18 protein-coding genes are annotated in these 25,169 nt (G+C 36.4%); 13 read left to right on the plus strand and 5 right to left on the minus strand.

Features of this window, described 5'->3' with window-relative positions; genetic code table 11:
* Positions 1 to 69: 69 nt before the first annotated feature.
* The 5 genes from LVD51_RS00880 to LVD51_RS00900 form a co-directional block, all read right to left on the minus strand.
* Entirely contained in the window at positions 70 to 903 is an 834-nt protein-coding gene (locus LVD51_RS00880) for a M15 family metallopeptidase (protein ID WP_236969280.1), read from the minus strand.
* A gap of 8 nt (positions 904 to 911) precedes the next feature.
* The gene (locus tag LVD51_RS00885; protein WP_236969281.1) at positions 912 to 2,339 is read right to left on the minus strand and encodes a TonB-dependent receptor; all 1,428 of its coding nucleotides are present in this window, start codon (positions 2,337 to 2,339) and stop codon (positions 912 to 914) included.
* A 44-nt stretch (positions 2,340 to 2,383) separates the two neighbouring features.
* Positions 2,384 to 3,334, minus strand: a complete 951-nt coding sequence (locus LVD51_RS00890; RefSeq protein ID WP_236969282.1) for a GYDIA family GHMP kinase — start codon at positions 3,332 to 3,334, stop codon at positions 2,384 to 2,386.
* Between the two features lie 143 nt (positions 3,335 to 3,477).
* Positions 3,478 to 4,908 (minus strand): PQQ-dependent sugar dehydrogenase, encoded by a 1,431-nt coding sequence (locus tag LVD51_RS00895; protein ID WP_236969283.1) that lies wholly within the window; start codon positions 4,906 to 4,908, stop codon positions 3,478 to 3,480.
* Between the two features lie 332 nt (positions 4,909 to 5,240).
* Positions 5,241 to 5,672 carry a PaaI family thioesterase gene (locus LVD51_RS00900; protein ID WP_236969284.1) on the minus strand — a complete coding sequence of 144 codons (432 nt, stop codon included), beginning with the start codon at positions 5,670 to 5,672 and terminating at the stop codon, positions 5,241 to 5,243.
* Between the two features lie 656 nt (positions 5,673 to 6,328).
* Between LVD51_RS00900 and LVD51_RS00905 the strand changes: the two genes are divergently transcribed.
* The 13 genes from LVD51_RS00905 (at position 6,329) to LVD51_RS00965 (ending at position 25,157) form a co-directional block, all read left to right on the plus strand.
* Entirely contained in the window at positions 6,329 to 6,619 is a 291-nt protein-coding gene (locus LVD51_RS00905; protein WP_236969285.1) for a hypothetical protein, read from the plus strand.
* 147 nt (positions 6,620 to 6,766) lie between these two features.
* The gene (locus LVD51_RS00910; protein ID WP_236969286.1) at positions 6,767 to 7,999 is read left to right on the plus strand and encodes a sialidase family protein; all 1,233 of its coding nucleotides are present in this window, start codon (positions 6,767 to 6,769) and stop codon (positions 7,997 to 7,999) included.
* 215 nt (positions 8,000 to 8,214) lie between these two features.
* Positions 8,215 to 9,000 carry a phytanoyl-CoA dioxygenase family protein gene (locus tag LVD51_RS00915; RefSeq protein ID WP_236969287.1) on the plus strand — a complete coding sequence of 262 codons (786 nt, stop codon included), beginning with the start codon at positions 8,215 to 8,217 and terminating at the stop codon, positions 8,998 to 9,000.
* A gap of 843 nt (positions 9,001 to 9,843) precedes the next feature.
* Positions 9,844 to 13,176, plus strand: coding sequence for a SusC/RagA family TonB-linked outer membrane protein (locus LVD51_RS00920; RefSeq protein ID WP_236969288.1), 3,333 nt, complete (start codon positions 9,844 to 9,846; stop codon positions 13,174 to 13,176).
* Between the two features lie 17 nt (positions 13,177 to 13,193).
* Positions 13,194 to 14,651 carry a RagB/SusD family nutrient uptake outer membrane protein gene (locus LVD51_RS00925; RefSeq protein WP_236969289.1) on the plus strand — a complete coding sequence of 486 codons (1,458 nt, stop codon included), beginning with the start codon at positions 13,194 to 13,196 and terminating at the stop codon, positions 14,649 to 14,651.
* Between the two features lie 275 nt (positions 14,652 to 14,926).
* Positions 14,927 to 15,196, plus strand: a complete 270-nt coding sequence (locus LVD51_RS00930) for a hypothetical protein (RefSeq protein WP_236969290.1) — start codon at positions 14,927 to 14,929, stop codon at positions 15,194 to 15,196.
* 90 nt (positions 15,197 to 15,286) lie between these two features.
* A complete protein-coding gene (locus tag LVD51_RS00935) occupies positions 15,287 to 16,108 on the plus strand; it encodes an HpcH/HpaI aldolase family protein (protein WP_236969291.1) in 822 nt (273 codons plus the stop codon).
* Positions 16,109 to 16,185: 77 nt separating this feature from the next.
* Entirely contained in the window at positions 16,186 to 17,403 is a 1,218-nt protein-coding gene (locus LVD51_RS00940; RefSeq protein WP_236969292.1) for a sialidase family protein, read from the plus strand.
* A gap of 56 nt (positions 17,404 to 17,459) precedes the next feature.
* On the plus strand, positions 17,460 to 18,938 hold the full coding sequence (locus tag LVD51_RS00945; protein WP_236969293.1) for a sulfatase: 1,479 nt from the start codon (positions 17,460 to 17,462) through the stop codon (positions 18,936 to 18,938).
* Between the two features lie 3 nt (positions 18,939 to 18,941).
* Positions 18,942 to 20,423, plus strand: coding sequence for a sulfatase family protein (locus LVD51_RS00950; RefSeq protein WP_236969294.1), 1,482 nt, complete (start codon positions 18,942 to 18,944; stop codon positions 20,421 to 20,423).
* A 17-nt stretch (positions 20,424 to 20,440) separates the two neighbouring features.
* The gene (locus tag LVD51_RS00955; protein ID WP_236969295.1) at positions 20,441 to 21,376 is read left to right on the plus strand and encodes a dihydrodipicolinate synthase family protein; all 936 of its coding nucleotides are present in this window, start codon (positions 20,441 to 20,443) and stop codon (positions 21,374 to 21,376) included.
* A 2-nt stretch (positions 21,377 to 21,378) separates the two neighbouring features.
* The gene (locus tag LVD51_RS00960) at positions 21,379 to 22,527 is read left to right on the plus strand and encodes a sialidase family protein (RefSeq protein ID WP_236969296.1); all 1,149 of its coding nucleotides are present in this window, start codon (positions 21,379 to 21,381) and stop codon (positions 22,525 to 22,527) included.
* A complete protein-coding gene (locus LVD51_RS00965; protein WP_236969297.1) occupies positions 22,524 to 25,157 on the plus strand; it encodes a sodium:solute symporter family transporter in 2,634 nt (877 codons plus the stop codon). Before LVD51_RS00960 ends, LVD51_RS00965 begins: the two co-directional genes overlap by 4 nt.
* Positions 25,158 to 25,169: the final 12 nt, after the last annotated feature.

A 25,169-nucleotide genomic window follows, 5' to 3' on the forward strand; every position in this document is an offset into this window, starting at 1 on the left:
ATGTGAATTTATATGTATAATGTTTGTTGTAGCAAATTGTTTAGTGGTTTATTCTAAGTTTAAATTATATTATTTTAATAGTTTAGGGTGAATGCCAAGGATGTATTTTTGCACTACTGATATTTCCGCAGCAGTTTCTGAACCTAGAAATCCACTGATGTCACTATCTGTCATTGTATTTAGTGCAGCCTGGGTTAAAGGTTTGGATACCGGATAAAAACTCCAATGCCATTTTTCTTCTTGGTAACCATTGATCCTCTCATTGTCAAAAGGCGTATAAGGCTGTAAAAACCCGTATTCAGGCCCATGAATATTGAGCCAATCGTAAAGTTTCTTTCCTTCTCCGCTGGCAAAGTAATCATTGTTAAAGCTATTAAAATCAATGTCAGTACCCCAATGATGTCTGGACGTACCAGGCATGGAACTATAGCGCAATATCTTGAGAGCCCGTTGGACGGGGTCAGGGGTTGACTTATTTAGTCTTTCTCCATTATTTACAGGCGTTTGTCCTGTCCATTTGCGTTCCCAAATTCCCTTTTGATATTCAAAATTTCTGGTGGCCGATCGGATCTGCAATTTTATCCCTTCCTTTAAGGCTGCAGCATACATTTTTTGAAATGCCTCATAAGTATCCTTTCTAATCCACATACCTTTTCTATCGGCATAGGAAATATCTATTTCTATAAAATTGCTATCTAATGCGGGATTAAAATGTCCCATAATATACGATATACTGGTATCGATGGGGCGTAGATTTGTTTTGTATTTTACGGTATCTTGATTGGTTGCCGTGGTCAAGTCCATAGATTCGGCAGCACTTATAGATTGATTACTAGAAAAATCACAGCTGCTGCTATACAGACAGGCCATACTTAGGATGAGGATGCCAAATTTAATCTTCATATGGTATTCTAAAGCTTTGCGTCATTGTAATAGAACAATTGATTCTGTTTTATGATGTCTACTAATTTAGGAGATACATATCTTTCCCAACCCGGTTCGGCATTTTTTATCATTGTAAATACTCCATGAGGTATAATACTCAATATCTCTCTATTATAATTTTCTACCTGTACCAATAATTGTTGATCAATTAAAAAACGGTACAAGAATTTAATGCCATCAGGTAGTTGCATATTGTCCAAGGTGATCAAATTGTTGAGTTCATCATCTAGGGCAGGATAGGTAAATACTTTGATATTGTGGGTAAATAGCTTACCGAAAGCTACCAATAGTGTGCCGTCTTGATGTTTTTCATAAATAGAGGTAATGAGTTTTCGCAATTCTCGAATCCCAATTACTATCCCCAATTTATTGATTTTGTAATCTGATAGATAATTGATTAGAGTTTGATGGGTGTTACAGTCAGAAACTATGGTTTTATATCCCATGGCATTGATCATCTCGGAGCGCGCTAAAAAATCGTCGATATCTATTCTTCCATTTTTTGTTAAATTGTCTAGGGTCAATTCTGCCACCATTTCACAAGCTGAAGGGTGAACCGCTTGATCCCGAATAAACATTTGGAAACTTTTGTCAAATACATCTTCTGTAACTAAAGTAGGAGGTCGAAAGTGACCGCGGACGACCATTAATGCTTTTCTATACAAAAATTCAGAGGGATGAATGGATTTACCCTCTTGGTCAAATACGGCAACTTCTGTAAGTTTATTCTTAACCAAATAATAAGTTAGAACTCGATTGTCCCAATCTCCACCGGGTTGATGGTCAAAGTCGGGACCGGATAGTCTAATCATGTCGACAGATACCCTGTCTTGAAGGTGGTCGTGAAGCGATGAAACGAATTTTTCCGGTTCGTTGTAATGATAGTAGGCGGCGTATAACATATTGACACCGAGAATTCCTATGGCCGAGGCTTGGAGTTGGGCATCACCATCATTCATCTTGGCATGGACTACGAGCTCGTTCAATTCTCCACCTGGATGTAATTGAAACCTAAGTCCCAACCAGCCGTGGCCGCGATTGGTTTTTTGGTAATTAATGGCTTCAATAGTGTCTGCGAAGGCGAAGAAAGTTTTTTGATCTATTTTGGATTGCAGACGATCGAGCAGGAGTTCGTATTCGTGATCTAGCATTTTGTATAATCTAGATTCACAGACATATCGTCCCGATGATTCGGTACCATAAATTCGATCCGAAAATATTTTATCGTAGGCCGACATGGTTTTGACAATGGTTCCCGCAGCTGCGCCCACCTTAAAGAAAAATCGAGCGACTTCTTGGCCGGCACCTATTTCTGCAAAAGTGCCATATATCTTTTGGTTTAAATTTATTTCTAGAGCTTTTTGATCGGTATCGATCTTTGGCGTATCGAACATATAGAATAATATTTCTAATCTAAATGACGTAAATCCTTACTCGGCTAGGTCAACAATATATCACCTAGTTTAAACGCAGTATCTATTCCCTTTGTTTTTAGATATTGTAATGTGTAGTCGGCATCTTCATGAACAGCCAAACCAAAATCGCCACCCCATGCTCCCAAGGACTTCATTGTTCCCTCATAGTCACTGAATTGTGATTGAATACAGTCGACATCTATATATTTTTTTACCAATAGTTCGTGTTCTTTTACGGCATCTTGGTAAGTGGATACAGAATTGCAATTGGTAATGGCATTGGATAGGGAATTCATTTGATCGATATCAACCGATTTTACTTTTTTACCCATCTTCCATTTTTCCACCGCACCGTGACTATTTACTTTATTGCCTCGATAAAAGACCACAGAATGATCGATAACTACTTGTGATAGATCAATTTCTTCAAAGGTTAAGGATTCATCGTCTTTTTGATACAATATTGGGGCATCAGCCATGGCCGAAGCAATATCAAATCCCGATCCTACTTGAGTTTCAAAAAAGAGTTCAAATGGGGATACTTCTGCCCATGTGGCTAGATTGGTGATCAGGGTAGAACTGGAGCCAAATCCCCAAGCGGGATTGAATTCCAAAACACAGTCCACTTTGTATTTTTTCCATTTGGATAAAAAATCGGAATTGAGCTGTATTAAAGAGGTTACCAATTGTTGGATAAATTTGGCTTTCTCTTCATCATTGGTCTTTTCAATAGAAAAATCGATAAGGTTTAAGATGCATTCAAACCATTTTTTCCCCTCATGGTCCAATGTGACCCATCGCAGATCCGAACCTGAACTTTCGGTGACCTTCATGGTCTGACCCCATTTTAGGGGAGCAGATAATGCCAAGGCTCCTTCAAGTACAAAATACTCGCCAGTTAATAACAATTTTCCGTTGGATCTAGTCTTGAAAGCGATAACTCCTGATTTTAAAGATTTACAAAATCCAAACAAATATAGGTTTTATTCAAATACTACTGATTCAATTTTTGATTCTAATTGTTAAAACCAAACCGAATTACAATTTATTTCAAGATAAAGTGTTCGTTTACAATTATATATTGACAGAAGTATTCTTTTACGGAATTTGGAATATCCTATTTTGTAATGGGAATTAATTTAACCACAAAACCTGGATTTTCTAAGCCTACATAGATGTAGTTGTCAGGACTCATTTTTACACTTCGAACTCTACCTAGGCCTTTGATCAAGGGTTCTTCGTGAACTATTTTGTCCCCGTCCAAAACTACTCTGTCAAGATATTTATATTTTAAACTTCCTACTAATAAGTTGTTTTCCCAGCCCGGGTAGCGATCTCCTACGACAAAGTCCATACCGCAAGGGGCGATGGAAGGTACCCAGTAATGAAGGGGTTGCTCCATTCCTTCTTTGGTATTGATATTGGTAAATATCGTACCGTTGTAGTTGATACCGTATGAAATAACAGGCCATCCAAAGTTTTTACCTGGCAGTGAAATATTGATTTCATCACCTCCTCTTGGGCCGTGTTCTGTAGTCCAGATTGCACCAGTTTCAGGATGCACTGCCATACCTTGAGGATTTCTATGTCCATATGAATATATAGAAGCTTTGGCATTGTCTTGGTTGGCGAAAGGGTTGTCGCTAGGAATAGAACCATCATCATTTAGACGGTGGATTTTTCCTTGGTCTCTTTCTAGGCTTTGCGGATTTTCATCTCTTTTTCCTCTATCTCCCACAGAAAAATACATTTTTCCATCGTTGCCAAAAGAGATTCTCGATCCGTAGTGATGACCAGTTTCGAAATAGGGAACTGCTTCAAAAATTCGCTCTACATTGACCAAGGCATTGCCTTTCAACTGTCCACGCGAAATAGCAGTACTACCCAAGGATTCATCATCTTCTTTGGTGATGGCATATGATAAATACACCCATTGATTAGTCTCAAAGTCAGGGTGCAATTCAACGTCTAAAAGACCACCTTGTCCTTTGTATCTCACCTCTGGTACACCTTTGATCTCTGTTTTTTTGCCAGCGGCATCGACTCTGTACAATTCACCAGATTTATCCGTCACCAATAGATCGCCATTGGGTAGAAAGGCCATACCCCATGGACTGTTCAATCCACTGACTACAGTATCTATTCTATAGGTCAATTCCTCTGACATAAAGGTATCGGATTCTATAGGAGCGGCATCTCTGTATTTGGCCACATTGTCTTTGGCATCGATTATGTAATCGGCCAATAATGATATTTGATCTGCGCTATAGGTAGAGTCAAAAGACGGCATTCCATCTTCAACAATTCCCGTTTTTATAACATAGGCAATAGAATCTTTGGAGTCACCAAATTTCCAAGATTTTCGATCGGCAAATGCTCCGATCTCCATTCCATGACATCCCGAACATACTGCAGCATAAATTTCTTTGGCTTCAGCAAAAACATCGGCCTCAGCGACGGGAATATCTTGTGTTTGACTTGAATTATTACAACTTTGATAAAGGATAAAACATCCGATAATGGGCAATACTAATTTGATGATGTTCATAGATTCGATTTATTGAATGATAAGGTTCAATGATTTCTAGCAAATAGGTGGCAACATAAACTCCAATTCTATTGAAAATGGATTTATGTCGTGAAGATATTAAAATTATTGTTTAGATAGATTCCAAATAAGCAATGTTAATCAGCTGTTTGTGCGGGATTTGTAAGGCTCAGCATCGTTTTGAATATTGGATAAATGGTGGAAGTCAGCTGGTGTTGATGGTTATTTTGGTATTTTATTGTAATGATGGTGTTTTATTAAGTCCTTCCTTTTGAAAATGCGAAGGACTTTGGGATAAAACATGGAAATATCATTATTTTATAGATCTATTTTTATTTTTTTGGATGGATCTTCATTAAGTTGGATTGACCTTTGGCTATCATTCGGCTTTTGTCTTCATTCCACACTATACATTCTACATTGACGATTTGGTTTCCTTTTTTAACGATGGCGGTTTCTGCGATAATGATATCGCCTTCTCTAGCTATAGAAAAATAGTCGATGGTGTTGTTAATGGTGGTGTAGTAGTTGATTTCATTGAATGATATAAGGGTGGCACCAATGATGTCATCGATTATTCCGGCTGTGATTCCACCGTGTAATATAGCCATGGGATTGAGCCATTCTTGTCTGACTACATATTTAAACTCGAGGTGGCCGACTTCAGCTGAAACCACTACAGGCTTCAGCCATCGCATAAATGGTGATGGGGAATTGGAAAATTCTTTTCCGATAAGGGATTGAAAAACTTCTAATGGATTCATCTCTTAATATTTGTTTGACTATTGACAATACAGTGCATATGTTTATATGGAATCCGAAGTTATGACAAAATTGGGAAACGATAAACGCAGGGTATGCTTTTTAAGGATTGATCTTCATCTTTGTTAAAATAAGGTCGATGCATATGTTTATATCTTTTAATAAAAGGAAATATGCACATGAATAAATATAATTTATTGATTTAGTAAAGGATATATGAAATAGGTTTCAGTTAAAAAAATTATAAATGAATTTGGTATAAGTCTAGTAAAACCTACCGAGTTGACAGCTGTATATCAATAGTTTGAAATCTAATTTTAAGATGGATTATTAATGGCTTTAAACATTATTGAATAGTTCCTCAATTTGATTTTAGAATTTATTTTATTGGACAATTTTTTATAGTTAAAAGCTTACTATTAATAAGGCAATTTTGCGTGTTATTTAAAGAATATTTTAGTAAATAAATTATACAAAAATTATATAGTGGTATTTATAAAAATTGTATATTTGTTCTACAATTTGTATAAATATACAATATAAAAAAACGACACTTTTATTACTCAGTCGGCTTTAAGTTAAGGATATATTCTATCACTAGATCGCTGCTTTATACTATGATTGGACTACTTTTTTTGTATCAAAAGTTTTTGTTTTTATGAATTTTGAGACAATCTATATTAGAGAATTATACGATCAAGTCATAGCAGACCTTAACTATTCTGGCAGGAAATTAATAACAGTCATTCGCGATAGTAAAGGGATCAAAACAATTACAAAAGATTTGATGACTGTAGTGGGTTTCGAAGTCAACGGATCAAAAGATGATCAATGGTATGTAGATTTGGAAAAGGAGGTAATCAATTTGTCAGGCCATGAATTTTTGCCTAAAATCCAAGAATTTATCGGATCTGAAGTTGAATTAAACAAAGAATCTTTATTTGAATGAATAGGCAATTGACTTTTTTTCCGATGGGAGGGCACAGTATTTATTGAATAAATCTTCAATTTGCTGGATAGATATTATACCTAAATTTAAAAAAAAATGAGTAGTAAAAATTGTCAAATTATAGGATGTATTATTTTAATTTTCCTAATGAATTCTTGCCAAAATTCCTCTTCTTCACTTTTTAAAAGTGTTGCCGTTTGGGCTGCTGGAGAAAACGATGTAGATGGATACAGGATACCTGGAATAGTCGTTACTCCGCAAGGAACTGCCCTCGCTTTTGCTGAGGAAAGAAATGAATTTGGGGATGCGGATCCAAAATCTTTAGTTCTTAAACGAAGTATCGATCAAGGTGAATCTTGGTCAGACAACATATACATTGAGGTCAATGATGGTAGTTTTTGGGCCAACAATCAAAATCAACATTACTTAACTACTGAAAAGGGAAAGCGAGAAGTATGGACTAATATTGCACCTCTAGTCGATAAAATAACGGGTAGAATATTTTTTTTTTATGCTTTAAGTGAGGGAGATATTGAGGGGCAGAATCTCCAACGTTACACTCGAGTTTTTTACAAGTACAGTGAAGATGATGGTCTCACATGGTCTAATCGTGTTGAGGTAACTCAAGTATTGAATTCCAAAAAAGACGGTACACCTAATCAGGGTGACGATGGGAATTGGATAGTTGATGAAAATGGATTTCCATGTGATTATATGGGGCGTGCCTTCCATATGCCTGGACCAGGTCATGGCATTCAATTGTCCAACGGTAGATTACTGCTGCAAGTATGGAACAGAAAAGCACTCGGCATCTTGCACGAAGGTAAGATTTTAGCTGACGAAAGAAAATATGGTGTCTGTACAATTTATAGTGATGATCACGGTACATCATGGAAATATGGATCATCATTTGGAGAGGAATTCAATTTAAATGAATCTCGAATGGCCCAACTCAGTAATGGAGATGTTTATTTAAACGGAAGATATACCAACGATGATCCCAAAGAAAAAAATAATCACAGAGTCATAGCCATTAGCAAAGACCATGGGATGCAATGGGATGTATTAGGAATTGACAAGAATTTTCCTAAATCCAACCAATGCGATGGCAGTGTAATCGCAATGAATTATAACCAACAAGATTACTTATTGTACAGTAAAAATGAGTCTTTAGAAGGTAGAAAGAATCTAGTGGTTCGATTGAGTGAAGATAATGGGGAAACTTGGCCGATAGCCAAGACCATAGATAAGGGGAACGCAATGTATAGTGATATGGCAGTACTACCCGACAAATCAGTATTGGTGTTATACGAAAAAGGTAAAAACAAGGCTTTGAATTGTATTCGTTTAAATATTGAGTGGCTTAAAACAAAGGGCTGAGATGAGTTTTCGTAATCAGTTAACTAGACCCTGATGAATTATAAAAATATATGTGCATGGTGATTTTGAATTCAAATATGAGGCCATTGTGATAAGAGTGCATATATTTTATTATTGACTATATGGAATAGAATATAATGCCATTTATAATGTGATTAAGTATAGTGGCATGTAGATAAAACGAAATTTTATTTTTAAACCCATAATTAAAAAACATGAACGCAAATCAATTATTTATTGATAAAAGATTGACTGTCGAACAAATTGAATTTTACAACGAAAACGGTTATTTACATTTAGGAAAAACACTGACAGACACTGGACTTGCTAAAATGATTTCGGAGTGTATGGATGCTTGGAAAAAAGAAAAGGAAGACTACAATGAGGAAAAAAATTGGTTGCAAAATGCGTTACTAGTTGATATTCATAAAAAATCGAAGATAGTAAGAGACTTCTATTTCGAAGGACCAATTCCAGATGTAATGACTCAGGTAATTGGACCCAATATCAAGGCTGCAACATCTCAACTCACTTTTAAAATGAGGGGAAATACCAAATCCTTTGCATGGCATCAAGATAATGGATATGGTGAGTTAGATCCTTACAATACTATAAGTTCCCTAACTGCTTTAGAAGATGTTGATGAGGAAAATGGATGTCTGAGAATCATTCCGGGGAGTCATAAACAAGGTCAAATAGACGTAAGTCAGCTATTTAAAAAGGATAGAAAAGAGCAAACAGTAACTATTGACTTAGAAGTAGATGAAAGTGAGGCTATTCCTATTCCTATGAAAGCTGGGGAAACTATATTTTTCCACTGTTGGACTTTACACCAATCTAGGGGCAATTTTTCAAAAAGTAGAGATAGAAGAATTCTTTTTATGAGATATGCCGATGCCAATGCAGTAGAAGTATATAACAACAGACAACCGAGATTGGGTAAATTATTGAAAGGGTCTACAGAATTTGAGGAAGTTGCTAATTTTGAAAAAGATATATAAAATAGGTAAAACCGATTCACCTGATATATAAACCATAATAACAGTTCGATGGCCTAAGGTTAATTTAAATATTCGATTAGTCTTATATATTAATTACATTGACAATAGATTTTTTATTTCGATCAATGTAATGCTGGAATATGCAATCGGATATTTTGGTATTTAAAATAACATTGCAGAACCGAGCACAATGGTAATACCATGGTGCTCGGTTCTTTTTCTTTCTGAAAACTTTAAATTGATTATCTACCTATAACCTATTGAATTCATACTATAAAGAACAGGTAATAAAATGGGTAATAAACAAATTGGATTAGGTTTCTACCATCATTCGGTCATCTTCATCAAAGGGCGATTTACGACCTTTGGCTGCCCTAACTGGCAACTGCGCTCAGTCATTCAAAATCTTAACCGACACTTTAAAATGCTTTTGGGATTAATCGGATTGTTGGTTTTGTAAAATTGCAGTGATTTTGTAGAAGTTGTTTTTTGTCAATAATGTCGGATGCACAATACCTCAACCCTTCCAATTCTTTCATATCGCATAATATTATGTCATTCCTAGCATTGTCAATATAGTACTGCTTATTCTTATCATAGTAGCAAATTTAAAATAGCCTATCCGTGTTTATCATTTGTTATCGGACATTTTGCGCTTAATCTGTTCATTTTGAAAAGCTTAGACTATCAGCTGTGTTTTCCATATAATGATTGCCATATATGTTCAATGATGATACAATCTGTCTATTTAAATTTTTTTATCAAAACATTTGATTGTAATTGAAATTTTCATTTATATTTGTCCTACAATTAGTTATAAACATACAAATAGGAATAGGTATTATGAAAAAAAATCGACACTTTTCATCGAGTAGTCGGCTATGGATGAGGATAAAATCCTCTACTAGTCCACTACTATTAACCTTCATTGGACTTTTTTTTATGATCGGTCAGGCTCAAGCTCAGTCTAGTTTTGAAGTCTCTGGTCAATTGTTAGATGTGGAGGGCAACGCCTTAATCGGTGCCACCGTTTTAGAAAAAGGAAGTAATAATGGTACGACATCAGATTTTGATGGAAATTTTCAATTGACAGTTTCTTCGAATCAAGCAGTTTTGGAGGTGTCTTATATTGGTTACAACACACAAGAAGTGGAAGTCAATGGAAATTCTGTGATTGAGGTCGTACTTATACAGTCTTCCGAATTATTGGACGAAGTAGTGGTAGTGGGATATGGGACTCAATCCCGTGAAGTTATGACCTCTTCGGTATCTAAGATTAGTAGTTCAGCATTGGAAAACACTACAGCTGCCAACCCAGTTCAATCTTTACAAGGTAAAGCCGCCGGTCTTAGTGTAAATGTAACATCGGGGCAACCTGGAGATGGAGCACAAGTGTTCATTAGAGGGGGAACTACTCCTAATTCAAGGGATGCTGCTAATGAACCTCTATATGTAATTGATGGAGTCTTTAGAGAAGATTTAGTCGGTATTAACCCCAATGATATTGAATCGATTCAAGTCTTGAAAGATGCTGCCTCTACAGCTATTTATGGAGCGAGAGCAGCTAATGGTGTTATATTGGTGACTACAAAAACCGGAAAAGGTGGCTTGGGCAGTAATATTAAGGTCAATTATAGTTACGGAATTGATCAACAAAATAATCTTTATCCTTTTACCAGCGCTGAAGATTATATTAGAGTATCAAGGGAAGCTGCAGCAAGAGGTATCAATTTAGGTAATCCAGGAGAGAGGTTACACGATACTAAGTTTGGTTATTCTACACAAGAGATATCTAGAGTTGGTGAATATGGTTTTGAAAGAGTAAGTACAGTATTCTTAGACGATCTATTAGCTGTTGAAGGTCAAACATATGTTGATCGTTTAATTAATGAACAAGGATACTCAACGATGATGGATCCTGTTACTAATAAAACCATTTTATTTAAAGATAACCAATATGATGAGGATCATTTATTCCAAATGGGGACTTCTCATGATGTAAATCTAAATGCATCAGGAGGAAGTGAAAATGGATACTATAATTTAAGTTTAGGGTATTTGGGAATGGATGGTACGGTTCAGGGAACGGCATCTGATAGGTTTACCGCATTGGCAAATGGAGTATATAATCTTCGTGAAAATTTAAAAATTGAATCAGGATTTAATTATCAATTTGATGATATAGCCAGACCAAGAAGTGCCAATAATACAATAAATCGTTCATCTAGGATGCCTCATACTTATCGAATTTGGAACGATGACGGGAGTCCAGCTTTAGGTGAGTCGAATAGTTCGCCTAGAAATATTGAACATGAATTAAGGTATCAGGATGATTCGTATAGAAACTTTAGAACGAGTTTTCGGTTTGGTTTAGATTATGAAATTTTGCAAGGTTTATCTATTAAAGCAAATTCATCAGTATACAGAAAGGAATATGTACTTGATCAATTTGAACGTGCCTCGACTGAAATTACTAGCAGAAATATGAGTCGTCAAATGAATACCACAAATCAATTCATGGGAGACCTATTGCTAACTTATGATAGATTGCTGGGTAAATCTCATAATATAAATGCCTTATTAGGGAGCCAATATGTAAATGATAAATACGAGTATTTCTCAGGTTCAGGTGCCAATGCTCCAACTGATCTTATTTCGACACTCAATGCTTCAGAAACGGAAAGAGAACGTGTTTCATCTTCTATCGATGAAGGTAAACTGATGAGTTATTTTGGAAGGTTAAATTATGACTTTCAATCAAAGTATCTATTTGGTATTAGTGCTCGTTATGATGGATCTTCAAGGTTTGCTACGAATAATCAGTGGGGATTTTTTCCAGCAGTTTCATTGGGATGGAATATCCATCAAGAAGATTTTTGGTCATTTAAGAATATGAGTAGATTCAAAATTAGAGCCAGTTGGGGGCAAGCAGGAAATGATAATCTAAGTATATCAGATACTAGAGGTTTGTATTCATCAACTTCGTATGGTTTGATTGGAGGTGCTGCTACTAGCCGACTACCTAATTTTAATCTAAAATGGGAAACCACAACGACAACAGATATTGGTTTAGATTTTGGATTTATGAACAATAGGTTCAATCTTTTAGTGGACTACTATTCAAAAGTAACTTCTGATCGACTCATAAACCAACCATTACCTGCTCAAACTGGATTTAGTTCTATTCGAAGTAATTTTGGTAAATTAAAGAATAATGGTGTTGAGGTTGAATTGGGGGGAAGAATATTAGAAAGAGGAGGATTTGTATGGGATATGAATTTTAATGTTGCCTTTAATAATTTAGCCATTATCGAATTGCCAGAGAATGAAAATGATAAAAATAGAATTGGTGGAGGTGTAATTTGGGATGAAAATGGTAATGAAATCCAAGTAGGTGGGTTAGCCGAAGGAGAACGCCCTTATGGACTTTACGCTTTTGAGTTTTTAGGTGTTTATAGTACTGATGCTGAAGCAGAGTCTGCTCCGGAAGATTTACTGATGTCAGGTGGATACCGCGCGCTATATGGTGGTCGTAAACACGGAGGGGACGCAATATGGAATGACATAAATGGCGATAATATAATTGATCAGCGTGATGTTATTTTTGTTGGTTATCGCGACCCAAATAAACGAGGAGGTTGGTTGAATACTTTTGGATATAAAAATTTCTCGCTTCGTTTCAATTTAGATTGGGCAGCTGGCCATATGATCAGTAATGGGTGGAGAGCCAGAGCCAATGCCAATGCTAGGAATAACGTAATGACGGTGACCGATGTTTTGAGCGATGAAATCTGGAGAAATGAAGGGGACATTGCTACTATTCCACGATACGATAATGCATCAGATTTTGATAATGGTCCTAGAAATCATATACGTATATTAGGAGGTACATCCAATTCCAGTATCGGTCTCGGAACCAGTAATGGAGCAGATAATACATTGTATTATGAGAAAGGGGATTGGTTGGCATTCCGCGAGATTTCTCTTGCCTATAATCTACCACAGACTTGGAATGATAAAGTTGGTTTAAGTTTCAGTAGAATAGCCCTAGAATTTTTCAATTTGGGTTATTTAACTTCTTATAGTGGATTAACTCCTGAGCACTATGATGGTGTTGATGATGGTATTTATCCGCGCCCATTTCAATTTCGATTAAGAATTAGTACTGGATTATAAGACTAAAAAATTTAGAAATGAAAAATATTAAAATATATAGTTTGTTAATACTGGTAATCTTGATGACCAGTTGTGAAAATGTTTTGGATGTGGATATTAAATCATCCATAGTCGCCGGTAATTTTCCTGCTAATGGCGAAGAAGCAAAGGCATTATTAATAGGATCCTATAGGCAGTTAAAAAACACGATGAACTCTACAACCTATCACATAGATCGCAGTGATGCTTTCGAAGTTGGTAAAATTGGTACAGTATCTCAAGCTTGGGCCCAAAACCTTAATGCCGGTAATGGTCCAAGCTGGACAGGTTACTATAGTGCTCTTTACGATATCAATTATTTGTTGGACCAAGTTGATCAATTAGATTTTAATACAGAAAGCCTAAGAGATCAAACCAAAGCAGAAGCATATTTTTTGAGAGCCTTTTACTATTTTCAAATGGTTAAAATTTGGGGAGAGGTTCCATTGATTACGACTCCACTAAAATCCATTGATCAAGAAGTTGTAGGTCGTTCGCCTATTTCTGAAGTAATGGAGCAAATTAATAGTGATTTGAATTTGTCAATACAGCTTTTCCCTAATAGTGATTTTGACAATAAAAATTTTGCATCCAAACCAGCCAGTTATGCTTTGCAAGCAGATATCAAAATGTGGTCTGCAAAAGTATTAAATGGAGGAGAGTCTGATATCGATGATGCTTTAGAAGCAATTGCTGCAGTAGAAAGCGCAGGGGTAGAACTTTTAGATGATTTTGCTTCTGTATTTGATGTGTCCAATAAGAATAATAGTGAAATAATATTTGCCTTATATAACGATAGAAATGAATATATCAATCATTTTGCGAATTCACTTACACCTAGAACAGATATAGATTTTAATAGTGAACTAAGCCCTTGGGTTCCTTCTTCTCCTTCATTTGCACGTCACAATTATTCACCGAGTAAGCAAATTAGAGATTTATTTGATAATGAAAATGATACTAGAAAAGATGCTTCGTTTGTGCCTATGTTACAAGCAGATGGTGATGATGAGAACGACTTACCTGATACATCTTCATTTTCTCAAAATAAATTTATAGGTGAATTAATTGATGGAATAAGACAATATACCAATGATATCATTTTGTATAGATGGTCCGATTTATTGTTACTTAGAGCAGAAGCCTATGTAGCTAAAAATGACATTGACAATGCGATTATAGCTTTAAATAAGGTGCGAAATAGAGCTAATATTGGTGATTATAGCGGGAATTTAGATATTCAATCTGTTAATCGAGCAATTTTGGATGAAAGAGGACGTGAGCTATTTTTAGAACAAAAAAGATGGTGGGATTTACGTCGATTCCATGCGGATAATACCATTGACATTTATGATTTTGTCCCCAATCTCAATGATAAAGATGTTCCTTTGTATTGGCCAGTTTCCCAAGCGGTAATTTCTCTTAATCCTAAAGTAGAACAGACATCAGGATACTAATCTATAATCTGATTAGAGAATTAATATATTGATTATATTCAATGTATTAATTCTCTATTTTAGAAGAGATGTTAGGATTTATATCAAAATTCAACATAGTTTAGAGAATATATAAAATGGTGAATTAGTCTAGGTTTTAGTTTGAATTCATCAAGTAATTGAATTTTTACTTAGTCAATGAGAAGAATGTAAATACATTATATCTCCTACCCTTAATAAATTTCAAAACAAGGGGCTTGATTCTAGATTTACAAGGAATTTAATATATCAAAATCATGCTAAAATTAAAGACTATAATATTATGTGTTTTTAGTTTTTTGAATAATCTTGAATTAAGTGCTCAATCAAATGATAATTCTAGCCGACCCAATATTGTCATGATTTCTGTCGATGATATGAAGGATTGGGTTGGTTATTTGGGCGGTTATGAAGGGAAAGTTTACATGCATAATGTTGATCAATTAGTAAAGAAAGGCATAGGATTTACAATTGGCCATACTGTTGCAACAATATGTAGTGGTTTTCGATACATTGTGAAGATTTAATTCTCTCATTAGTAATGGGGTAAGCAAATAAACAAAGTGAGTTGTTGATGGAGAGATGTAATTGTTATAAAAAACAGTAAAATGTAAAAAATGAATGGCAGTCAGTTAAAAGAAAGATTAAAAAGTGGAGAAAGAGTATATGGCTCTTTAATAACTGCCGATACCCCATTTTGGGTCAAAGCAGTTCAATCCATTGGATTGGATTTTGTTTTTATAGATACTGAACACCTTCCCTTAAACCGCAAGGAAGTAAGTTGGATGTGTCACTTGTATGATTCAGTGGGTATAGCTCCTATTGTACGTATTCCATCTCCTGATCCATATGAGGCATCCATGATGATTGATGGCAATGCCACTGGAATTATTGCCCCTTACATAGAGACTGCCGAACAAGTCATTCAACTTGTAGGTGCAGTGAAAAATAAACCTTTGAAAGGTGATCGACTGCAGAATCTATTAAAAAACGAAGGTAGAATAGAAGATGAATTATCGGGATACTTAACCAAACAAAATCAGGATAGAATATTGATAGTCAATATTGAAAGCAGACCAGCTATGGATGCACTGGATGAAATATTAGCAGTCGATGGGTTAGATGCCGTCCTTATTGGACCCCATGATTTATCTTGTAGTTTAGGAATTCCAGAACAATATGATCATCCCAGATTTATTGAAGCCGTCGATGAGATTATTACTAAAGCAAGAAAACAGAATGTTGGGGCGGGAATTCATATGATATACTCAGGTGGTTTAGAACAGGAAATTAAATGGGCGAATAAAGGTGGTAATTTAATTCTTCACAGTGCAGATATCATAGCTTTTAGCAATGGCTTAAAGCGAGAAATAGATCAAATTAAAAAGGCTTTGGGAGATGATCACGTCAAAGGAGACAGTCCGGGAATTAATATCTAAAGATTAAAAAATTCATTCCTATCATCGGTTTAATAAGGTATAAAGAGATATTTTGAATTATGGTAAACAAACTAATAGTGTCGGTTATAATTTTTGCAGGTATAACAGCTTGTCATAGGGTTCATGAAGGAGGTCAGAAAAAGTTGGATTTCGAGTTGGAACTTAAAACCGTTCAAAAGGGGTATAATGCCGAAGATTCAATGTGGACCCAAGCCTATGTTGGAATGATTGCAGGGAATCCAGCTACTCTTAAAGTGACTATGTCCAAATTGGGGCAAGGTGTAGATAATTATGGAAACCTGTATGCTTCTACAAGTGAGGATTTGGGTTCAACTTGGGACAGCCCTAAGCTTATTGCACAGCGATCGTTTACAGGAGAAGGAGGAATTGAACAGGCTTTAAGTGATGTATTCCCTAGCTGGCATGCCAAATCGGAAAAATTGTTGGCTACGGGAAAACTATTTCTTTATGATTCAAGTAATGAGGAGGATCCCGAAATCGGTCGAAGAGCAGGCTATTTGGTTTACAATCCAGAAAATGACCGTTGGGGCGATGTGAAAATATTGGAATTGCCAGAGTTTGATCATTCAGGAGCACCAATAATAAATCCTACTTTGGGTTGTATCCAACGATACGATATGGCGAATGGGGATATATTGTTGCCGATGAATTATGTTAGGGATGAGTTAGAGGGTAAAGAGGATAATATAACCACGGTTTTATATTGTTCATTTGATGGAGAAAATTTGACTTATATTAAACACGGAGATGAAATAACCATACCTTCGGGAAGGGGACTTTATGAAGGTTCTATTGCCCATTACAATGATGAGTATTTCTTGACCCTCAGAGCCAACGGTTCTGCTTATGTAACCAAGAGTAAGGACGGCTTAGAATTTCAACCCATTAAAGAATGGACTTTTAACGATGGTACAGTGTTAGGTAGCTACAATACACAACAACATTGGGTGACCCATAGTGAGGGACTATTTTTGGTTTATACTCGCCGAGGTGCAAATAATGATAATGTAATGCGCCATCGAGCTCCCTTATTTATAGGGCAAGTAGATCCAGAAAATTTGAGTGTTCACAAAGAGACTGAAAAAGAGTTGATGCCCAATCGGGGAGCTCGCTTGGGTAATTTTGGTGTAGCCAATGTCAACCAAGATCTCACTGTAGTTAGTGCAGCGGAAAGATTGAGTCCAAATCAGGTGACAGCGGAATTCGACAATACCGTATATGTAAGTAAAATATTGTGGAATCAACCCAATAGACTTATGAAGACTCAAAAATAACAATGATAAATCATTAAATAAACTGGTGTAATGACATAGATAGTATAACATAAAATATGAAAAAACACTATTATAATATTTTCTTATTTGTATTTGTTGGAAGCTTGTTTTTCCTTAATATTACTAATATTAGTGGTCAAAGGAAACACCAGGATACGCCATATGTCAATGTCAAAAATGATCGAACCAATGTTTTATTTATTGCAGTAGATGATTTGAGACCAACACTTGGTTGTTATGGAGATGAATATGCTAAAACTCCTCATATAGACGCCTTAGCAAATAAAAGTGTATTATTTAATCGAGCATATTGCCAACAGGCTGTATGCGCACCCTCTAGATCTTCTTTAATGACGGGGTTGAGGCCAGATAAATTAAAAGTATGGGGGCTAAAAAAACATTTTAGGGAGACAGTTCCTAATGTGGTCACACTACCTCAGTATTTCAAAAATAATGGTTATGAGGCTCGCGGGGTAGGTAAAATATACCACGATCCAGAAAGCCATCAAGATCCTCAATCTTGGTCAGAAAAAAGTCTGTTGAGTGTGACTAAAAATGGCAAAGGTCATAAATATGTTTTAGAAGAAAATTACGTAGAAAAAAAGAAGGGTTCTGCTTTTGAAAGTGCACAGGTAGAAGATAGTGCGTATATCGATGGAAAAGTAAGTAATGCTGCCTTGAAGATATTGAATGAAGTAAAAGATCAGCCCTTTTTTCTGGCCGTTGGTTTTCGAAGACCACATTTGCCCTTTTCAGCTCCAGAAAAATACTGGAAGTTGTATGATCCAAAAAAGTTTCGAATTCCTGAAACCCATTTTCCTGTGAACGCTCCGCAAATTGCTTTACATAATTCTCAAGAGTTAAGGGGGTATACTAACATTCCCAATACAGGATCGATAGATTCCTCAAAAGTAAGGCAATTATGGCATGGGTATTATGCTTCGGTGAGTTATATTGATACTCAAGTTGGAAAAATTTTAGCAGAATTGAAGCGATTGAATCTCGATAAGAATACCATCGTTGTTTTGTGGTCTGATCATGGTTACCATCTTGGGGAGCAGGATCTTTGGTGTAAAGCGACAAATTATGAAATAGCGAATCGAGTTCCTTTGATAATATCTTCACCTGGAAATCAATATCCTGGAATGACAAAGGGCCTCGTTGAGTTAGTCGATTTATATCCCACCCTTGCAGATCTTTGTAATCTTCCCATTCCCAATAATTTGGATGGTCAATCCCTGAAACCAATGATGGAAGATCATCTTTATCAGGTAAAGGATTTTGCACTCAGTCAATTTATTCGGCCATATGAGGGTTTGTCTAATTTGTCGGCTAGAGAAGTGATGGGATATTCTCTGCGAACAGATAATTATAGATATGTAGAATGGCGAAGTATAAATACGAATGAGGTTGTAGCCACTGAGTTATACCTTCATTCAGAGAACAGTGAGGAGGGAATAAACTTAGCAGAAGATCAGAAGGAGGAGGTTGCTTTATTAGCGAAAAAATTGAAGGAAGTCTTAGCAAAAGAATAGAAAATGAAAGGTGATAATCTAATCTTAGTTATAGGAATATTCCTATTAAATTTGTTTTTAATCCCAGTTCATTCACAATCTGTGAATGAAAGTCTTCCCAATATTTTGTTTATTGTATCTGAGGATAATGGGCCAGAATTAAGTTGTTATGGAGCTCCAGTACCAACTCCTCATTTAGATGAATTGGCTAAAAATGGTGTCTTGTTTCTGAATGCATATGTTCCTCAAGCAGGCTGTTCTCCTTCTAGAGCAGCTTTTCTAACTGGTTTATATCCCCATCAAAATGGACAAGTAGGTCTAGCTACATGGAAGTATCATATGTATGACAAGGATGCGCCTAATATGATCAATACGCTAAAAGAAGGGGGGTATAGAACGGGAATGTTGGGTAAGCTCCACGTTAATCCAGAGAAAGCATTTGATTTGGATTACTGGGAAATTCCTGATGCAAATTTTAAAAGAAAGGATTTGAGTCGCTATGCTGATCTTGCAGGTCAGTTTCTCAGGAGTAGTGAAAAACCGTTTTTTTTACAAGTTAATTATCCAGACGCACATCGTCCTTTTATGGACCAAATTGAAGGTTTGCCTACAGAACCGTTAAATGGAAAAGATGTAGAGATTCTTCCCTATATGGGATTGGACAACGCTCAATTAAGAGAAGAAACGGCTGGCTATTATAATTCTATAATGCGATTGGATCATTTAATCGGTGATTTATTGGAAGAATTAAAAGCATCAGGAAAATACAACAATACCTTGATAGTATATATCGGTGATCACGGTGGTGATATTCTTCGCGGCAAGCGAACCTGCTATGAAGGAGGACTTAAGATTCCGATGATTATTTCATTTCCCGGTGCAATGAGAACCAACCATGTGTCTAATGATCTGGTAAGTAGTCTTGATTTATTTCCCACTTTTTTAGAAACGGCAGAAATGAAAACGCCAAAACATTTACCCGGTCAATCTTTGTGGCCCATATTGTCTGGGAAAGGTTCTTTTAAAAGGAAATTTTTGTTCAGTGAATACCATGTTCATTCCAATCACAATCCATATCCCCAACGTGCGGTAAGAAATCGTCAATATAAATTAATTCACAATTTACTTCATGACAAAGAAAATCCTAGGTATGAATTTACCATCGATCATTTTCATTTTAACGATATAGATGAAACCATTCAATCTTCTCCAATATATATCCAAGAAGCCTATCGACGGATGAAACATCCACCGGAATATGAGCTGTATGATTTGCATGCCGATCCATTTGAGTGGAACAATTTAGCGGTTGATATTAGGTATAAAAAAACCTTAAATAAATTGATTCGAAAACTGAAAGATTGGCAGCAAAAAACGAATGATCCTTTTATAGACAAAAGTGTGGCGGAGCGATTTTTTCAAGATGTCACAAATACTGAGGAACAGAAGGTCGATATACCCTATTCATTGTATATGGATATGTCAAATATTAAAACAAAGAAATAGAAAAAAAATAAACTTCCATGCAACCAACTTCATCAAATAGTATCAAAGGCAATTGGGCGACTTTACTTTTGCCGATAAACAAAGACCAATCCCTAGATTGGGTGGCACTCCAAGAGGAAGTCGATATTTTAATTCAATCTTCACCCAATGGAATATATTCCAATGGTACAGCTGGTGAATTTTACAATCAAACAGAATCTGAATACGATGAAATTCAGTCTATTTTGGCCGAGTCCTGTATTCAGGCCAATATTCCTTTTCAGATTGGCATTAGTTGCTCAAATCCGCAGCTGATGCTGGAACGCATTCAGCGGATGAAGGAATTAAAGCCAAGGGCTTTTCAAGTGGTCTTACCCGATTGGTCTAGAGTGTCTGATGAAGAAATGGTTCTATTTTTACAGAAAATAATTGCAGAAGCACAGCCTGTTGATATAATATTGTATAATCCTCCTCACGCCAAAAAAGTACTTTTACCCAATGATTACATTTTTCTATTGCAGAATAATATAAAATTGGCCGGTTGCAAGACTGGAGGCGGTGACCAACAATGGTATGAGGAGATGAAAGTTTTTAAAGATGATATGTCGGTTTTTGTTCCCGGGCATTATTTGGCAACCGGGATTAAGAACGGCATGCAAGGAGCTTATTCCAATATAGCTTGCTTGAACCCTTTTGCCGCACAACAATGGTATGAATTGATGCTCGTCAATTTAGATGCGGCATTGGAAATAGAAGGACGAATCCAGTTGTTTTTAAAAAATTATATTTTGCCCTTAATGACAGATCAAGATCGATCCAATCAAGCAGCTGATAAACTCTTGGCATCTATTGGAGATTGGGGGCCAGTTTCCACTCGTTTAAGGTGGCCCTATATCGGATTCAATCATGAAGATGCATTGAGATTGAGAACAGTTGCCAAAAATTTATTACCCGAATTTTTTACAAAATTTTAATTATGAAATTGAAACTTACTCTTTTCTTATATCTAATTGTTTTTCCACTATTGGTAAACAGTCAAGACATTCAAATCGATCACAGTTTTTCTCTTTTTGAATCGGGGAAAGATGGCTACGACACTTATAGAATACCAGCAATGGTTACAGCTCAAAACGGCGATATCTTAGCTTTTTGCGAAGGCAGGAAAGATGGTCGAGGCGATGCGGGAAATATTGATATAGTTCTTAAACGTTCATCAGATAATGGACAGACATGGACAAGACAACAAGTGATCTGGGATGATGGACAGAATACATGTGGAAACCCATGTCCTGTGGTAGATAAAGTCACTGGAGAAATACATCTACTATTAACCCACAACCTAGGTCATGATCACGAAGGAGATATTATTCATAAAAAGGCAGAATCAACAAGAACGGTTTGGGTGATGTCCAGTAAAGACCATGGTCTTACTTGGTCAAGTCCTAGAAATATAACATCGACGACCAAGGATGATTCGTGGGGCTGGTACGCAACTGGTCCTGGGAATGGGATTCAAATTGAGCATGGACCTAATAAGGGAAGACTAATCATTCCTTGTGATCATAGTTATGATGACGAAAAGGGCAAAGTCAGAGGTGGTCCGTATGAATATGGGTCTCATGTAATATACAGCGATGATCATGGACAGTCTTGGCAATTAGGTGGGGTTATTCGGCCTAAAGTCAATGAATGTCAAATGGTTGAACTAGCCGATGGCAATGGAACACTGCTAATGAATATGCGCTCCTATTTTGGTGAAAATAAAAGAACACATTCTATTAGTTATGACGGGGGAAGATCTTGGACCAAACCCTATGATGTGGATGAATTAGTGGAGCCCATATGTCAAGCCAGTATCTTGCGTATACAATGGCCTAATGATTTCAATAAAAGTGTATTGGCTTTTTTGAACCCAGCTACTTCTAAAGGAAGACATAATATGAGTTTGAGATGGAGTTTGGATGAAGGTAAGACATGGCCAGGTATATATACTTTGTATCCTGGACCGGCAGCTTATTCCTCCATGTCTATGACGGCTAATGGAGCGTTGGCCGTGCTGTATGAATGCGGGGAGAGTAATGCTTACGAAAAAATTCAATTCCAAATAATTAAAATGATTAGATGATACAGACTATTATACGGAGCTGGATCGGAATATTGGTTTGGATTTTATGTATTGGGTCTGGATGGTCACAATCTAACATCCATTGGTCTGAATTGACTGAAATTCCCGATAATCCTGCTTTAATTCAGCAGTCTGAGAAACAACCAGGTTTAGCAGGTGGATTTGCTGGTATGTCCAATGGAGCTTTGTTAATTGCTGGCGGAGCTAATTTCCCCTATGGACTACCGTGGGAAGGGGGGCAAAAAAAATGGTGGTCAGATGTATATGTAATGGTTGACCATGGAAATGATTCTGTCACTTGGATAGAAAATTCTGTTAAATTACCTGTGGCTGCCGGTTATGGATTAAGTATACCATGGGATAACGGTATACTTTGTATCGGAGGAAATAATGAGCAGGGAATTGTCAGTCAGGTTATTGGGTTGGTTTATAATCCAGAGACTCAGAGTATTTCTATTGAAGAATATCCTTCCCTTCCTGATGATTTTGAAGCCGTAAGTGGGGATATTTGCAATGGTCAAATCCTTGTACACGGAATTAATAAGGGAAAAAACCAATTGTTGCGTAGGGAGGTTGATGGGAGTTGGACATACTTAGCTCCCTGTCCAGGACCTAGTCGAGGATTTGCATTATCTGTGTCCCAAAATGACGGTATAAGAGATAATTTTTATGTGCTTAGTGGACGAAGTACTACTTCTGAAGGTGAAATTGTACTTTTAAAAGACGGATATAGGTATGATATTATCGAAGATCGTTGGTATAGTATAGGAGACATTGCTCTTTCTGATTCTGAATCCATTTGTGTTATGGCAGGAACAGCTATACCTGTGGGATCAAGCCATATTTTTGTTTTAGGAGGCGACGATGGTGAGCAATTACTAGAAAGGGCTGCCTTGGAGAAAAAAATAAGCAGTGAAAGTATTGACACTATCCAAAGAGAATTAGATAAAAAGCATTTGGCCGATTTATTTCGCTCGCACAATGGATTTTCAAATCGGATTCTATCATTTCACACCATTACCAATACTTGGACAGTGGTGGATACCTTCCCTTCATTATTGCCAGTGACTACCCAGATTGTTTCGAGGGGTGATGATTGGCTTATAACTAGTGGAGAAATCAAACCAGGAATCCGCAGTCCTAAAATATGGGTGGGATCTCCTGAAGTAAAAGAATACCATTTTGGGTTTTTAAATATTATGGTAGTTATATTGTATTTGCTGGCCATGATATGGATTGGAGTTAAATATTCTAGAAGGCAAAACAGTACCGATGATTATTTTAAAGGTGGGGGACGGATTCCTTGGTGGGCAGCCGGGTTAAGTTTATTTGGAACCAGCTTAAGTGCCATTACATTTATGGCAATTCCGGCTAAGACTTATATGACGGATTGGTCATACTTCTTTTTTCAGATGACACCCCTTCTTACTGCACCCTTGTTGATAGCTCTATATATCCCTTATTATAGAAGACTGAATATAACGACTGCCTACGAATTTTTAGAAAGTCGATTTAATTTATTGACTCGATTGTTGGGCAGTATTTCATTTATGATTTTGCAATTGGGTCGGGTCGGTATTGTTTTATTTCTACCCTCTATTGCCATTCATTTGGTGACGGGAATTTCCATTGACCTATGTATTTTAGTTATGGGGGTTATCAGTATTGTTTATACCATGCTTGGAGGGATAGAAGCTGTTATTTGGACTGATGTATTACAAGTCATTGTGTTAATGGGAGGAGCTCTGCTTTGTGTGGTAGTATTGTATTTGCAATTGGATCAAGGCCCAATGGAGACTATTCAAATGGGCATAGAAAATCATAAGTTCAATTTATTAGATACGGCTTTTGATCTTAAAAGACCGACAATTTATGTGGTTTTATTAGGAGGTATTTTTGCCAATTTAATCACTAGTGGTAGTGATCAGACTATGGTTCAACGGTATTTGACTACACCTACAGAATCCGGTGCCAAGAAAAGTGTCTGGACATTTGCATTGTTGGGAATTCCAGCAACACTCTTGTTTTTTTCAATAGGCACTTTGTTGTTCCTGTATTTTAAAGCCAATCCTACAGATTTAAATCCGGCGATATCCAATGAGGACGCTATTTTTCCATGGTATATCGTATCGCAATTGCCTGCTGGTATATCGGGTTTGTTGATAGCTGGTATATTTTCGGCTGCCATGTCGAGTTTAAGTAGTAGTATGAATTCGGTGGCTACCGCTTTTATGACTGATTTTTACCATCGATTTTCCTGGGGTTCAAATACTTCTGCATTAAAGATGGCACGAATTTCCACTTTAATATTTGGAATTTTAGGTACAGGATTTGCCTTACTAATGTCGAGGATGGAGATTCAATCACTATGGGATCAATTCCAGTTGTATATTGGATTATTTGCCGGAGGTTTAGGTGGATTATTTTTATTGGGAATTGTCACCAAGAGGGCCAATGGTAATGGAGCCGTAATTGGTTTGATTGCTAGTGGAATAATTCAGTATTTTTTAACTCAAAATACAGACCTACATGTATTATTATATGCAGGAACAGGATTTGTTTCCTGTTTTGTGATTGCTTATGTAGCGAGTTTAATATGGCGAGATCCTGGAGATAAAACTCTAAATTAGATATAGTTGGTG

This window comes from Membranihabitans marinus, from assembly GCF_021729155.1.
Classification (GTDB): domain Bacteria; phylum Bacteroidota; class Bacteroidia; order Chitinophagales; family Saprospiraceae; genus Membranihabitans; species Membranihabitans marinus.

Coding starts and splice junctions, on each gene's coding strand:
- LVD51_RS00880 (WP_236969280.1), bottom strand. CDS start 903: ATGAAGATTAAATTTGGCATCCTCATCCTAAGTATGGCCTGTCTGTAT.
- LVD51_RS00885 (WP_236969281.1), bottom strand. CDS start 2,339: ATGTTCGATACGCCAAAGATCGATACCGATCAAAAAGCTCTAGAAATA.
- LVD51_RS00895 (WP_236969283.1), bottom strand. CDS start 4,908: ATGAACATCATCAAATTAGTATTGCCCATTATCGGATGTTTTATCCTT.
- LVD51_RS00900 (WP_236969284.1), bottom strand. CDS start 5,672: ATGAATCCATTAGAAGTTTTTCAATCCCTTATCGGAAAAGAATTTTCC.
- LVD51_RS00905 (WP_236969285.1), top strand. CDS start 6,329: ATGAATTTTGAGACAATCTATATTAGAGAATTATACGATCAAGTCATA.
- LVD51_RS00910 (WP_236969286.1), top strand. CDS start 6,767: ATGAATTCTTGCCAAAATTCCTCTTCTTCACTTTTTAAAAGTGTTGCC.
- LVD51_RS00915 (WP_236969287.1), top strand. CDS start 8,215: ATGAACGCAAATCAATTATTTATTGATAAAAGATTGACTGTCGAACAA.
- LVD51_RS00920 (WP_236969288.1), top strand. CDS start 9,844: ATGAAAAAAAATCGACACTTTTCATCGAGTAGTCGGCTATGGATGAGG.
- LVD51_RS00925 (WP_236969289.1), top strand. CDS start 13,194: ATGAAAAATATTAAAATATATAGTTTGTTAATACTGGTAATCTTGATG.
- LVD51_RS00930 (WP_236969290.1), top strand. CDS start 14,927: ATGCTAAAATTAAAGACTATAATATTATGTGTTTTTAGTTTTTTGAAT.
- LVD51_RS00935 (WP_236969291.1), top strand. CDS start 15,287: ATGAATGGCAGTCAGTTAAAAGAAAGATTAAAAAGTGGAGAAAGAGTA.
- LVD51_RS00945 (WP_236969293.1), top strand. CDS start 17,460: ATGAAAAAACACTATTATAATATTTTCTTATTTGTATTTGTTGGAAGC.
- LVD51_RS00950 (WP_236969294.1), top strand. CDS start 18,942: ATGAAAGGTGATAATCTAATCTTAGTTATAGGAATATTCCTATTAAAT.
- LVD51_RS00955 (WP_236969295.1), top strand. CDS start 20,441: ATGCAACCAACTTCATCAAATAGTATCAAAGGCAATTGGGCGACTTTA.
- LVD51_RS00960 (WP_236969296.1), top strand. CDS start 21,379: ATGAAATTGAAACTTACTCTTTTCTTATATCTAATTGTTTTTCCACTA.
- LVD51_RS00965 (WP_236969297.1), top strand. CDS start 22,524: ATGATACAGACTATTATACGGAGCTGGATCGGAATATTGGTTTGGATT.